The organism is Amycolatopsis sp. NPDC004378, assembly GCF_053602455.1.
In genome coordinates this window covers 56,769-70,458 of record NZ_JBSGDR010000022.1, presented here as the reverse complement: position 1 = coordinate 70,458, position 13,690 = coordinate 56,769, and the positions used below count along the sequence as shown (strand labels likewise).

Here is a 13,690-nt window from a genome sequence, read left to right as displayed (position 1 = left end):
CCGGCTGTCGATCGGTTCCCGTCGGACCGGCGTCGGGAGACTCTCAGATGTGTCCTGATAGGACACTGAGCGACCTCAGGCGCCCCGGGTACGGCGCGTCCGGGGTGAACCGGCGCGGAGTTCCTGCTGGTGCCGGACGGCGAGCTGGACGATGTCGGCGACCTGGGGGTCGTCGATGGAATGGATCTGGTGCTTGCCGTGGCGGCGGGCGCGGACCAGGCCGGCGAGCTTGAGCTTGCCGAGGTGGTGGCTGACGGTGGCGACGCTCTGGCCGGTTTCCTCGGCGAGGGTGCCGACGTCGCGTTCGCCGTGGGCGAGCAGCCACAGCAGGTGCAGCCGGACGGTGGCCGACAACAGGCCGAAGGTGACGGCGGCGTCCTGCAGGAGGTCCGGCGGCAGGGGGGCGGGTGGCGGGGGGTCGGCTGGCGCGGGCACGGGGTCATCCTTCCGGGTCTGCCCCGAGTCTGACGTAAGACCCGTCACTTCGACAAGTGTTTGACTGTTGTGGGCGGGGTGCGGTGTACTGGGTCCGGCCGTCGCCCGCCGGGCGATGCGGTCTGTCCAGGTGGAGGGGAGGTGAGCCGGGTGACCGGCGAAGGAAGTAGTCGCCGCGACCGCGGGGACGTCCGGCCCGCCCCGGCCACGCTGGGGTAGGCCCGGTGGTCCGCGTGGTCGCGCCGCTGTCGTCTCGCACAGCTGTGACCTCGATGGACAGGACCTCCCCATGACCCCTTTCCCCGGCGTGCCGCCCGAACTGGGCGACGCGCCCGTCATCACGGTCTTCCGCCGGCTCGAGAGCTCGCCGAAAGGCCTCACCGAAGCCGAGGCCGCGGATCGGCTGGGCCGCTACGGCGACAACCACCTCGATCCGGTCGTCCCGGCCGGGGCGGTGCGGCGCGCGTGGACCGCCGCACGCAGCCCGTTCGTGGCGCTGCTGGCCGGTCTCGGCGTGGTCTTCGCAGTGGTCGGCGACTGGCGTGGCGCGGTGACCGTGGCGGTCATGGTGGCGTTGAACGTGCTGCTGCGGTTCTGGCAGCAGGCGCGCTCCGAGCGGGCGGTCGGTGCGGTGCGGGCCCGGGTCACCACGACGGTCACCGTCCGGCGTCGCGCCGGCGCCGGGTTCCCCGGCACCGAGCGCGAGGTGCCGACGGCCGATCTCGTCCCCGGCGACGTCGTGCTGCTCGGCCCGGGCGACGTCGTGGCCGCGGACGTCCGGGTGGTCGCGGCCGCCGACCTGGTGGTGGACCAGTCGGCGTTGTCCGGCGAGGCGCTGCCGGTGGCGAAGCGGCTGCCCGCACCGCGTCGAGGACGACCGGCCTCGTCGCCGGATCTCGTGGACGCGCCGGCGGTCGTGTTCGCCGGCACGTCGGTGGTCGGCGGCACCGCGACCGCGGTCGTGGTCGCCACCGGCGCCGGGACCTGCTTCGGTTCCCTGGCCACGCAGGCCGCGGCCCCGCGCACGGAGTCCAGCTTCGACGCCGGGGTCCGCCGGGTGGGCTGGACGCTGGTGCGGTTCATGCTGGTGATGGTGCCGATCGTGCTGGTGGTCAACGGCACGGTGACCGGGAACTGGGCGCAGGCGGCGATGTTCGCGGTCGCCGTGGCGGTCGGGCTGACGCCGGAGATGCTGCCGGTGATCGTCACGACCAACCTGGCCCGCGGCGCGGCCGCGTTGTCGCGGCGGCAGGTGATCGTCAAGCGGCTCAACGCGATCCAGGACCTCGCCGCGATGGACGTGCTGTGCGTGGACAAGACCGGGACCCTCACCGAGGACCGGGTGGCCTTCGCGCACAGCATCGACCCCGACGGCCGCCCGGACGGCGAAGCCGCCGAGTACGCCGGTCTCGCCGTGCACTTCCAGGCCGACCAGCACGACCGGCTGGACGAAGCGATCGTCGCGCAGCTGGCCGAACCGGACGACGACCTGGTGACCGAAGCGCTGTTCACCAAGGTCGGCGAGCTCGGTTTCGACCACGCGCGCCGCCGCGCCACCGTGGTCGTCCGCCGCGCGGAGACCCACCTCCTGGTCACCAAGGGGGATCCGGACGAGGTCCTGCCCCGCTGCGGCCACGCCCGCCGCGCCGGCGACGTCGTCGAGCTGACCGGCGCCGCCCGCGCCGAGCTGGCGGATCTGGTCCGGGCCCACACCCAGCACGGCATGCGGCTGCTGGCCGTCGCGGCCCGCGAAACGCCGGCCCGGCCCGGCCGCTACACCGAGGACGACGAGACCGGGCTGGTCCTGGTCGGGTTCGTCGGGTTCGTCGACCCGGTGCGCGAGGACGCGGGCGAGGCCGTGGCGAGGCTGTCCGGGCACGGGATCGCGGTGAAGATCCTGACCGGCGACAACCGGCATGCCGCGGCGCGCGTGGCGGAGCAGGCCGGGGTCCCGGTCGGGGAGGTCGTGCTCGGCGGCGACGTCGAGTCGGCCGACGACGCCGATCTGCGCGCGCTCGCCGAGCGCACGACGGTGTTCGCCAAGCTCACCCCCGCGCACAAGGCGCGGATCGTGGCGGCGCTGCGGGCGAACGGCCACGCGGTCGGGTTCATCGGCGACGGCGTCAACGACGTCAGCGCGTTGCGGACCGCCGACGTCGGCATCGCCCCGGACACCGCGACCGACGCGGCGAAGGACGCCGCCGACCTGGTGCTGCTGGAACGCGACCTCGGCGTGCTCGCCTGCGGTGTCGCCGAGGGCCGGCGGACGCTGGGCAACACGCTGAAGTACGTCTACATCACCGCCGCCTCCAACTTCGGCAACGTGCTGACCGTGCTCGCGGCGAGCGCGTTCCTGCCCTTCCTCCCGATCCTGCCGATCCAGCTGGTGGTCGCGAACCTGCTCTACGACCTCGCCCAGCTCGCGCTGGCCTGGGACCGTGTCGACGAGGAGTACCTGAGCGCGCCGCGCCGGTGGGACGCGCGCGGGCTGACCCGCTTCATGCTCGTGTTCGGGCCGCTGTCCTCGGTGTTCGACCTGTCGACGTTCGCGGTGCTGTGGCAGGTGTTCGGCGCCGGCACCGACCCGTTGCTGTTCCAGACCGGCTGGTTCGTCGAAGGCCTGCTCTCGCAGCTGCTCGTCGTGCTGGTCCTGCGCGGCCGGGGCGCGCGCCCGGCACGTGTGGTCGTGGCCGCGGCGGCGGCCGCCGGGTTGATCGGTCTGCTGCTGCCGATGTCCCCGCTGTCCGGGCCGCTGCTGATGCGTCCGCTGCCGGGCGGCTACGGGCTGTGGCTGGTTCTCGTGCTCGCGACCTACGCCCTCGCCGCGCAGCTGGTCAAAAGGCGCTGTGCCCGCCGCCGCCCCGCCTGGTGACGAACCCCTTTCCTGCTTGACCAGAACGAGAGTGAGCGCAGATGACGACTGCGGAGATGCTGCTGCGCCTGGGAGCCGGTGTCGGCCTGGGCACGGTGATCGGGTTCGAGCGCCAGTACCGGGCCCGGATGGCCGGGTTGCGCACGAACGCGCTGGTCGCGGCCGGGGCGACGTTGTTCGTTCTGCTGTCCGCGCACGGGTTCACCGGCGCCGGCGCCGATCCGACGCGGGTCGCGGCGCAGATCGTGTCCGGGATCGGGTTCCTCGGCGCCGGGGTGATCCTGCGCGAGGGCCTGACCGTGCGGGGCCTGAACACCGCGGCGACCCTGTGGTGCTCGGCGGCGGTGGGATCACTCGCCGGCGCCGGGCTGTATGCCGCCGCACTGGCGGGCACGGCGGTGGTGGTGACGGTGAACGTGGCACTGCGCCCGCTCGGGCGCGTGGTCGACCGGCGCCCCGACACCCGCACCGAAACTCCCGCCACGTACACCTTCCGCGCGGTGACCCGCGACGACGCCGAGGCACACGTGCGCAACCTGCTCGTGCAGTCGTTGTCCCGCACGGACTTCGCGTTGCAGTCCATCGAGAGCCTCAACGCCGCCACCGACGGCCAGGTGGAGGTGCGGGCCGCGCTGTCGGCCGAGCAGCGCGACGACAAGCAGATGGAGTCCGCGGTCAGCCGGCTTTCCCTGGAGCCCTCGGTGACCAGCGTCCGCTGGCAGGTCACCACCCCCGACCACGACGACACCGAGGACAGGTGAACCGATGACCCTGCTCCGCACCTTCCCGACCGAAGGCGTGCTCGCGCGGCCGCGGCGCACGCTCGCCGACGTCGCCGTGTTCCTCGGCGCGGCCGCGTTGCTGTGGCTGGTCGTGCAGCTGGCCCACGGGACGGCGGTTCCGTGGACACCGGCGACCGCACCGTCCACAGTGTCCACCGATCCGGGTGAGCTCCCCTACTACGCCGGGCGTTCGCTGCTGCGGATGTTCGCCGCGCTGGTCTTGTCGATTCTCTTCACGTTCGCCTACGCCACCGCCGCGGCGCGGCTGCGGCGCGCGGAGAAGGTCCTGCTGCCGGTGCTGGACATCCTGCAGTCGGTGCCGATCCTCGGGTTCCTGTCGGTGACGATCACCGGGTTCATCGCCCTGTTCCCCGGCTCGGAACTCGGGCTGGAATGCGCGTCGGTCTTCGCGATCTTCACGTCCCAGGCCTGGAACATGACCTTCGCGTTCCACCACTCGCTCGTGTCGCAGCCCCGCGAACTGGACGAGGCCGCCCGCGACCTGCGCCTGTCCCGCTGGCAGCGGTTCTGGCGGGTGGACGTGCCGAGCGGGATGATCCCGCTGGTCTGGAACGGGATGATGAGCTTCGGCGGCGGCTGGTTCTTCCTCACCGCCTCCGAAGCCCTCAGCGTCAACAACCGCTCCTACGCGCTGCCCGGCATCGGTGCCTACGTCGCCGCCGCCTCCGACGAGGGAAACCTCGGCAGGGTCCTGCTCGCCATCGCCGTCATGATCGTCATGGTGGTCGGGGTGAACGCCCTGTTCTGGCGCCCGCTCACCGCCTGGTCCGAACGATTCCGCATCGAGCAGTCGGAAGCCGCGCACGCGCCCCGCAGCGTCACCCTCGACCTGCTGCGCCGCTCGCGCATCCCGGCACTGCTCGGCCGGGCCTTCGGGCCGCTGGTGGCTCCGCTCGACCGCATGATGGCCGTGTTCGGCCTGGCCGAACACCCGCTGCGGGTCTCCCCCGTGCGCCGCCGTACCGGCGACGTCGTCTTCGCCGTCGCGATCCTCGCCTTGATCACCTACGGCCTGGTCCAGGCCGTCGCCTTCATCGCGCACACCGCCGGATTCGGTGAGGTCGCGCACGCGTTGTTCCTCGGGCTGATCACCTTCGGCCGGGTGCTCGTGCTGGTGGCGGTCGCGACGGTGGTGTGGGTGCCGGTCGGGGTGTGGATCGGGCTCAACCCGAAGGTGTCCCGGCTCGCGCAGCCGGTGGTGCAGGTGCTCGCGAGCTTTCCGGCGAACTTCCTGTTCCCGCTCATCACCGCGGTGCTGGTGGCCACCGGGATTTCCCTGAACTGGGGCGGCATCCTGCTGATGGCGCTGGGCGCGCAGTGGTACATCCTGTTCAACGTCATCGCCGGGGCGTCGGCGATTCCGAACGATCTGCGCGAAGCCGCGGCCAACCTGCGGCTCCCGCGGAAGCTGTGGTGGCGCCGGCTGGTCCTGCCCGCGATCTTCCCCAGCTACGTCACCGGCGGCATCACCGCCGCCGGCGGGGCGTGGAACGCCTCCATCGTCGCCGAGATCGTCTCCTACGACGGGCTCACCCTCACCGCGACCGGGCTGGGCGCGTACATCAAGGACGCCACCAGCGCCGGGAACGCCGGACAGATCCTGATCGGTGTCGCCGTGATGAGCCTGTACGTCGTCGGCGTCAACCGGCTGTTCTGGCGGCGCCTGTATGCCCTGGCCGAACGCCGCTTCTCCTTGTCCTGAAACGAGGTTTCCCGTGTCCCGCTCCGAAGTTCTCGTCGCCGTCGAGAAGGTCAGCAAGAGTTTCACCGGTCCGGCCGGCGATGAGCTGCGCGTGCTCGACGGCATCACCCTCGACCTGCGCGCCGGTGAGATCGTCGCGTTGCTCGGCCGCTCCGGCTCCGGCAAGTCCACGCTGCTGCGGACCATCGCCGGGCTGATCGGCCCCACCACCGGCAGCGTCCGCTACCGCGGCACCGAGCTCAACGGCGCCAACCCCGGCACCGCCATGGTCTTCCAGACCTTCGCGCTCATGCCCTGGCTGACCGTCCAGGACAACGTCGAACTCGGCCTGACGGCCCAGGGGATCCCCCCGGCCCGGCGCCGGGAACGCGCGCTCAAAGCCATCGACATGATCGGCCTCGACGGGTTCGAATCCGCCTACCCCAAGGAACTCTCCGGGGGCATGCGCCAACGGGTCGGCTTCGCCCGCGCCCTCGTGCTCGAACCGGACCTGCTGCTCATGGACGAGCCGTTCTCCGCCCTCGACGTCCTCACCGCCGAAAACCTCCGCACCGAGCTCATGACGCTCTGGGCGCAGGACGGCTTCCCCACGAAGGCGATCTGCATCGTCACGCACAACATCGAAGAAGCCGTCCAGCTGGCCGACCGCGTCCTGGTCCTCGGCGCCAACCCCGGCCACCTCCGCGCCGAGGTCACCGTCGGCCTCGCCCGCCCCCGCGACCGCAAGGCCCCGGCGTTCGCCGCGCTCGTCGACCGGCTCTACGACCTGCTCACCGGCCGCGAACCCGGCGAGACCGTGCCCGAACCCACCCAGGCCACCCCCACCGCGCGCCCCCTGCCGGCCGCGTCCGTCGGCGGGCTGGCCGGGCTCGTCGAGATCGTCTACGCCCGCGGGGGCCGCGCGGACCTGCCCGACATCGCCGCCGAAATCGGCTTCGAAGTCGACGACCTGCTTCCCCTGGTCGACGCCGCGGCCATGCTCGACTTCCTGTTCGTCGCCGGCGGCGACCTGCACCTCACCCCTACCGGGGAAACGTTCACCACCGCCGACATCCAGGACAGCAAGAAGATCTTCGCCGAGCAGGCCCGCGATCGTGCTCCCCTGGTGCGCACCATCTACAAGGCACTGGCCGCCAGCGCCGACGGGAACCTGCGGGCCGGGTTCTTCCTCGACCTGCTCCGCCGCGGCTTCTCGCCCGAGGACGCCCAGCAGCAGCTCAACACCGCCATCGACTGGGGCCGCTACGCCGAGCTGTTCGACTACGACACCGACTCCGGGCAGATCACCCTCGACCCGGCCCACTGGGCGGCTCCGGCCGCACGTCGGGCGTCTGCGTGAGAACCGGACGGGCCGCCCGGAACCGGCACCGGGCGGCCCGCCGCCGTGCCATCCTGGATCCCGGACGTCGAGAGGAGACCGCCGTGCGGATCGTCACGACCACGCTCACCGCAGGCGTCCTGCTGGCCGCCGTCACGGCCTGCACCCCGGCTCCGTCCGGCCCGCAGCGCCTGTCCCCGGAGATCGTCGCCGACCCGATCGACCTCACCGGGTTCGTCACCGCGCCGTGCGGGCTGATGACCGCCCAGCTGCTCGCGCGGTACTACGTCACCACCCCCGGCACGGTGCAGGCCGGCGCCTGCCGGTGGATACCCGGTGACACCCGGAGCCTGACCTACCGGGCCGCCGTCGACACCACCAGCGGCGGGATCGAAGCCCTCTACCAGCACCGCGCGGCCATCACCGGATTCGAACCCACCACCGTGCACAGCTACCCCGGCATTCACCGCGACACCGGCACCGGCCACTGCACCACCCAGATCGGCGTCGCCAACGACACCCTCCTCGCGGTCACCGTCGACGCGACCGACCCGGCACTCAGCGCCCACACCGACCCCTGCGCCGAGGCCGACCGCTTCGCCGGGACTGTCGTCGGCTACCAGGGCCACCGCGCGCCCTGACCGCGGGGATCGGGGCCGACGTCAGGCCGCCGGGGCGCCGATGAGCTGGCCGATGCCGAAGGTCACAGCGACCGCCAGCCCGCCGAGGACGAGCTGGCGAAGCCCGGACCGCAGGAGCGGCCGGCCGGTGAGCTTGCCGACCGTCATCCCACCGGCCAGCAACGCGACCGCGGTGATGACCAGCGACGCGACGAGGGTCCGGCCGCCGAAGAGGTAGGGCAGCAGCGGCAGCAGCGCCCCGACCGAGAACGCGACGAACGACGCTCCGCCGGCCAGCAACCCGGACGGCAGGTCGTGGGGATCGACGCCGAGCTCTTCGCGCGTGTGCAGGCGCAGGGCCTGTTCCGGGTCGCGGGCGACCGCTTCGGCCATGGTCGAGGCGGTCCGGCGGTCCGGCGGTCGGCGCCGTAGGAGACGAAGCGGTCGACGAGCTCGTCGTGCTCCTGCTGCGGGAACCGGGCGTGCATGTCGGCCTCGAGGGCGACCTCGGCGTGCACGAGCTCGTTCTGGTTGGTGACCGAGACGTACTCGCCGGCGCCCATGGAGAACGCCCCGGCGACCAGCCCGGCCAGGCCGGTGAGCACGATCGTGTGCGGCGCGACCCCGCCGCCGCCGACGCCGGCGATCAGGGAGGCGTTGGTGACCAGCCCGTCGACGGCCCCGAACACGGTCGGCCGCAGCCAGCCGCCGGAGACGTCCCGGTGGCGGTGCGCCCAGCCCGATCCGGCCCCCGGCCTCGACGAGCGCGGGGCCGGGTCACGTTGAGTCATCACACCCGCGATTCTTGCCGAGCCCGCCGTGCCTCGCGCGCCGAGCCGCGGGCGCGAGGTTCCCGACAGTGAGCATTAAGACGACACGGACGATTCCCCCACAAATTTCCTTCATATTTCCGTACCTGTCACTTACGTCTCATAACCACAACTCTCTCAGTGTCCTCACAGCAGCTGATCCATAACCTGGCACCGCACGGAAAATCAGACCGAGGAGCAGGAAGCTTTGCCGCCCCACCAGTCCGGAAACGTCACGTGACGAGACCTTCTCGACCAATGGGAAATCTCACGCTGAAGCGCCGGCAGATCATCGCGGTCGCTTGCGCGCTGGGCGGGCTCCCCGCGGTGACCGGGTGCACCACGCCCGACGCCGAGCCGAAAACCCTTTCCACCAATGCGGAATCGGGCGCGCTCGCCCTGGTCTACCGCGGCCCCGCGACCGACGCGGACTGCGCCGACGCACTGGCCGGCCTCCTCCGCGATTCCCCGGTCGGACTCGACGTTCACTTCGCCGGTCCGGGGGAACGAATTCGCCTCTCCGAGGAAACGCTCGGCAAAGCCGGGCTCTACGCGCAGCCCGGGGGCGGTGACCTCGACGACGGTTACCGGCACATGCGGGTTTACCGCGACTTGATCCGCGCTTATGTCGAGGGTGGCGGGACATATCTCGGGATTTGCCTCGGCGGTTACCTCGCCGGCGCCGACCCCGGATTCGACCTGTTGCCGGTCCCGGTCGACCAGTACGTCACCTCCGAGGCGGCCACGGTGCACACCGAAGAGGACACCGTCGTGCAGGTCGACTGGAACGGCCGGCGGCAGTTCCTGTACTTCCAGGACGGACCGGCGTTCCTCCCCGGCGCCCCCGCGACGTCCGAGATCGTCGCCACGTACCCGAACGGCCTCGCCGCCGCGCTGATCGCGCGCTTCGGCCGCGGGCTGGTCGCCGTGTCCGGTCCGCACGTGGAGGCGACCGCCGACTGGTACCGGGCGTACGACCTCGACCAGCCCGACGGTGCGCTCCGAGCGCTCGGCTTCGACTTCGTGCGACGGCTGGTGCGGACCTGACCGCACGGGCCGCATCGCCCTTTCCCGACAGTTGCACCACCGCCACACAGAACGGAACCCAGTGAGCGAGGACCTCTCGACCTCCCTCGAGGACACCGCGCGCTTCGGCACGGTCCCCCTCGGCAGGCCACGACCGGGACGGCTGCACGAGTTCTTCGAGCGCGCGTGCGACGAAACACCGGACGCCGTCGCCCTGGAGTGCGGCACGCACCGGCTCACCTACCGCGAACTGGACGCGCACGCCAACCGGATGGCCCACGTGCTGATCCGCCGCGGCATCGGCCCCCACGCGCGAGTGGGCATCCTGGTACCCCGCTCGGTCCCGATGTACGTGACGCTGCTCGCGGCCCTGAAGACCGGCGCCACGTTCGTCCCGATCGATCCGGCGGCTCCCGCGGACCGCGTCGCCTACCTCGCGGCGGACGCGGCGCTCGACCTGCTGGTGGTCACCCCCGAGCTGGAAGCCGCCGCGCGCGGCGCCGGCTGCCCGGTGCTGCGGCCCGGCGACCTCGCCGCCGAGCTGCGCCAGGCCAGTGCCGCCCGGCCGAGGCTGTGGCCGGCCGGCGACGAGCCGTGCTACGTCATCTACACCTCCGGCTCCACCGGCCGCCCCAAGGGCGTCGCGGTCGGCCAAGCGAGCATCTGCAACTTCATCGATGTCGTCGCCGGTATCTACGGGGTTCGGCGGACCGACCGCGTGTACCAGGGCATGACGATCGCGTTCGACTTCTCGATCGAGGAGATCTGGCCGACCTGGGCCGCGGGGGCCACGCTGGTCGCCGGGCCGACGGGGGCCGACCGCATCGGCACCGGCCTCGCCACCTTCCTCGCCCGCGCCCGCGTCACGATCCTGTACTGCGTCCCCACGGTGCTGGCCACCGTCGACGCCGAGTTGCCCGGCATCCGCACCCTGCTGGTCGGCGGCGAGGCCTGCCCGGCCGAGCTGGTCCAGCGGTGGAGCCGGCCCGGCCGGCGGATGCTGAACACCTACGGACCCACCGAGGCCACCGTCACCGCGACCTGGTGCGAGCTGCGGCCCGGTCGCGCGGTGACGATCGGCCGGGCCCTCCCGACGTACCGGATCGTGCTGCTGGACGAGGACCTGCAGCGGGTCCCCGACGGCACGGTCGGCGAGATCTGCATCGGCGGCCCCGGCGTCGCGGCCGGCTACCTGAACCGGCCGGAGCTGACCGCCGAGCGGTTCCTCGACGACCCGCGGATCACCGGCGGCGGCCGGCTCTACCGCACCGGCGACCTCGGGCGGGTGCTCGCCGACGGCGAGATCGAGTACCTCGGCCGCGCCGACAGCGAGGTGAAGATCCGCGGCCACCGCATCGATCTGCAGGAGATCGAAAGCGTCCTGATGGAACACCCGCGGGTGGCGGTCGCGGCCGTCGCCCCGCATCCGGACGCGCCGACCGAAGACCTCGTGGCGTACCTGGGTCTCCCCCGCGCCGGACACGACCGCGACGCGATCATCGGCCGGCTGGGCGACACCCTGCGGCAGCGGCTGCCCCCGGCGATGGTGCCCGCCTACGTCGACACCCTCGACGAGCTCCCGATGATGCCCAGCGGCAAGGTCGACCGCGCCCGGCTGCCCCGCCCGTCCGGCGCCCGTTTCCACCGCGGCCGCGCATCGTCGGTGGCCGCGGCCACCCACGCCGAACGGGCTCTCGCCACGGTGTGGGCCGAGCTGTTCGGCACCGCCGACGTCTCGGTCACCGCCGACTTCTTCCTCGACCTGGGCGGGCATTCGCTGCTGGCCGCGCGGGCGGTGTCGATGCTGCGCGACCGTGGCGTGGCTCCCGGCGTGTCCGTGGCCGACATCTACGCACACCCCACCATCCGCACCCTCGCTTCCACCCTGCCCGAGCGGACGGCCCGGGCGCCGCGTCTTCCCGCGCCTCGCGTGGACCGGCGAACGACCACGACCCGCCTGTTCGGGTGCGGCGCGGCGCAGGTCGGCGCGCTCGGCGCGCTGCTCCTGCTGCTCGGTGCCCCGGTCGCGGTGGTGCTCGGGTCGTCGGCCGGGGTGCTGTCCCTCGGCACCATCTGGGCCACGATCGCGGCCGCGGCCACGACCTACGTCGTCGGGCGGTTCGGGCTCCCGGTGGTCGGAGTACGCCTGCTGTCGCGCCGGGTGCGCCCGGGTGACTATCCACTGTGGAGCGCCGCCTACCTCCGGGTGTGGCTCATCCAGACGCTCCTCGCGCTGGCCCCGCTCACCACGATGAGCGGGAGTCCACTGCTGCCGTGGTACCTGCGGCTGCTCGGCGCCCGAGTGGGGCACGGCTGCCAGCTCATGAGCGCGAACCTGTCACTGCCGTCGATGCTGACGATCGAGGACGACGTCAGCGTCGGCTACGGCGCGCACCTGCAGACGTACCGGGTGCTGGACAACCGGCTGCACATCGCGCCCGTGGTGCTCGAAGATCACGTCTTCGTCGGAGCGAACGCGGTCGCCGGGCCGGGCGCGGTGCTCGGCGCCGGCGCGGGTTTGGCCGAGATGTCCGCCGCCGCGGCCGGCCAGCGCATCCCGCCGGGGCAGTACTGGTCCGGTTCGCCCGCGCAACGCCGCGCGCAGGCCGACCCGCTGGTCGCCGCGTTGCGCTCACGCGTGAGCCGCGCCCCGTCCCGGCCGTTGCTGGCCGGATACGGCGCGGCGTGGCTGCTGGTCGAGCTGGTGCCGCTGCTCTTCCTCGCGCCGTCCGTCGCGCTCGGCAGCTGGGCCTACCTGACGGACGGCGTCGCGGGTGGCTGGTGGGCGTGCCTGCTGGCCGGCCCGGTGTCGGTGGGCACCACGTGCCTGGTGGTGTTCACCGGCAAGCGGCTGGTGCTGCCGACGACCCCGCCCGGCATCCACCCGGTGGCCTCGTCGTTCGGGGTGCGCAAGTGGATCGCGGACAAACTCCTGCAGGCGAGCCTCGCCGCGACGAACTCGCTCTACTCGACGCTGTACACACCAGGATGGCTGCGAGCGCTCGGGGCCCGCATCGGCCCGCGCGCGGAAGTCTCGACCGCCTCCCAGCTCGACCCCGGCCTGCTCACCCTCGGCGCGGAAAGCTTCGTCGCCGACATGGCCGCCGTCGGCTCCGCCACCTACTGCCACGGGCACGTGGCGCTGGCCGGCACCACCGTCGGCCGTCGCTCGTTCATCGGCAACGCCGCGTTCCTGCGTTCGGGCGCCGCCGTCGGGGACGGTTGCCTGATCGGCGTGCACACCCGCGCGCCGGAGGACGGCAGCCCGGACGGCACGTCGTGGCTGGGCACCCCGCCGATCCGGCTGCCCCGTCGCCAGGACAGCGGCTCGTTCGCCGACGAGCTCACCTTCCGGCCCACCCGGCTGCGCGTGCTCGAACGACTGGTGATCGAGTTCTTCCGCATCGTCGTGCCGGGCAGCCTGCTGGCCGCGGCGGGCTATTTCGTGCTGCTCGTGCAGCTCTGGGCGGCGCGCCTGGCGGGACCGGTCGCGGCGGTCGGCGCCACCCCCGTCGCGGGCCTGCTCGGCGGGTTCGGGGTGGTTCTCGCGGTCGTCGCCGTCAAATGGCTCGTCGTCGGTCGTTATCGGCCTCGGGTCGAGCCGCTGTGGAGCCGGTTCGTGAGACGCACCGAGTTCGTGACCGCGCTCTACGAGACGGCCGCCGTGCCCGCGTTGCTCTCGGCGCTGGCCGGTACGCCGCTGCTCGGCCCGGCGCTTCGGCTGTTCGGTGCCAAGATCGGCCAGCGGTGCTGGATCGCGACGACGTTCCTGACGGAGTTCGACCTCGTCCGGCTCGGAGCTGGTTCTTGTGTCGGCGCCGCGACGTCGTTGCAGACGCACCTCTTCGAAGACCGCGTGATGAAGATGTCCACTGTGGACGTGGGCGCCGGGGCGAGCATCGGCGCGCGCACAGTCGTGCTCTACGACAGCGAGGTCGGCAGCGACACCACCGTTGACGCGATGTCCTTGGTGATGAAGGGAGAGATGCTCCCGGCAAGCACGGCCTGGCGAGGCATTCCCGCCCGCGCGGACGCCGTGACGGGCAGGGAGGAAGTAGTCCACGAATCTGACTGCCGGTTCGAGTGACGCCGTGGGTCCGCCATC

General features: G+C 72.3%; 9 protein-coding genes and 1 pseudogene. 7 read left to right on the top strand and 3 right to left on the bottom strand.

What is annotated here, in order from left to right; all coding sequences use genetic code 11:
- Positions 1-75: 75 nt before the first annotated feature.
- Positions 76-435: an ArsR/SmtB family transcription factor gene (locus ACWEN0_RS40925; RefSeq protein ID WP_451985834.1), complete on the bottom strand. Its 360-nt coding sequence runs from the start codon at positions 433-435 to the stop codon at positions 76-78.
- A gap of 289 nt (positions 436-724) precedes the next feature.
- On the opposite strand from ACWEN0_RS40925, the gene mgtA reads away from it, so the two are divergent.
- The 5 genes from mgtA (at position 725) to ACWEN0_RS40900 (ending at position 7,771) form a co-directional block, all read left to right on the top strand.
- Positions 725-3,307 (top strand): magnesium-translocating P-type ATPase, encoded by a 2,583-nt coding sequence (gene mgtA, locus ACWEN0_RS40920; protein ID WP_451985832.1) that lies wholly within the window; start codon positions 725-727, stop codon positions 3,305-3,307.
- Between the two features lie 41 nt (positions 3,308-3,348).
- Positions 3,349-4,068 carry an MgtC/SapB family protein gene (locus tag ACWEN0_RS40915; protein WP_451985830.1) on the top strand — a complete coding sequence of 240 codons (720 nt, stop codon included), beginning with the start codon at positions 3,349-3,351 and terminating at the stop codon, positions 4,066-4,068.
- Positions 4,069-4,072: 4 nt separating this feature from the next.
- Positions 4,073-5,812 (top strand): ABC transporter permease, encoded by a 1,740-nt coding sequence (locus ACWEN0_RS40910; RefSeq protein WP_451985828.1) that lies wholly within the window; start codon positions 4,073-4,075, stop codon positions 5,810-5,812.
- A gap of 13 nt (positions 5,813-5,825) precedes the next feature.
- Positions 5,826-7,151 carry an ABC transporter ATP-binding protein gene (locus ACWEN0_RS40905; protein WP_451985826.1) on the top strand — a complete coding sequence of 442 codons (1,326 nt, stop codon included), beginning with the start codon at positions 5,826-5,828 and terminating at the stop codon, positions 7,149-7,151.
- 83 nt (positions 7,152-7,234) lie between these two features.
- Positions 7,235-7,771, top strand: a complete 537-nt coding sequence (locus ACWEN0_RS40900) for a DUF3558 family protein (RefSeq protein WP_451985824.1) — start codon at positions 7,235-7,237, stop codon at positions 7,769-7,771.
- A gap of 21 nt (positions 7,772-7,792) precedes the next feature.
- Here the strand turns inward: ACWEN0_RS40900 and ACWEN0_RS40895 are convergent, their stop codons facing one another.
- The gene (locus ACWEN0_RS40895; RefSeq protein ID WP_451985822.1) at positions 7,793-8,143 is read right to left on the bottom strand and encodes a VIT1/CCC1 transporter family protein; all 351 of its coding nucleotides are present in this window, start codon (positions 8,141-8,143) and stop codon (positions 7,793-7,795) included.
- Between the two features lie 110 nt (positions 8,144-8,253).
- Positions 8,254-8,541 (bottom strand): annotated as a pseudogene (locus ACWEN0_RS40890) (VIT1/CCC1 transporter family protein); the annotation flags it as partial.
- Between the two features lie 276 nt (positions 8,542-8,817).
- Between ACWEN0_RS40890 and ACWEN0_RS40885 the strand changes: the two are divergent.
- Positions 8,818-9,606, top strand: coding sequence for a BPL-N domain-containing protein (locus tag ACWEN0_RS40885; protein ID WP_451985820.1), 789 nt, complete (start codon positions 8,818-8,820; stop codon positions 9,604-9,606).
- 61 nt (positions 9,607-9,667) lie between these two features.
- Positions 9,668-13,672, top strand: coding sequence for a Pls/PosA family non-ribosomal peptide synthetase (locus ACWEN0_RS40880; protein ID WP_451985818.1), 4,005 nt, complete (start codon positions 9,668-9,670; stop codon positions 13,670-13,672).
- Positions 13,673-13,690 lie beyond the last annotated feature (18 nt).

Bases quoted from the DNA above. Each gene is read 5' to 3' on its own strand.
- mgtA (WP_451985832.1), top strand. From the start codon at position 725: ATGACCCCTTTCCCCGGCGTGCCGCCCGAACTGGGCGACGCGCCCGTC.
- ACWEN0_RS40895 (WP_451985822.1), bottom strand. From the start codon at position 8,143: ATGGCCGAAGCGGTCGCCCGCGACCCGGAACAGGCCCTGCGCCTGCAC.
- ACWEN0_RS40915 (WP_451985830.1), top strand. From the start codon at position 3,349: ATGACGACTGCGGAGATGCTGCTGCGCCTGGGAGCCGGTGTCGGCCTG.
- ACWEN0_RS40885 (WP_451985820.1), top strand. From the start codon at position 8,818: ATGGGAAATCTCACGCTGAAGCGCCGGCAGATCATCGCGGTCGCTTGC.
- ACWEN0_RS40910 (WP_451985828.1), top strand. From the start codon at position 4,073: ATGACCCTGCTCCGCACCTTCCCGACCGAAGGCGTGCTCGCGCGGCCG.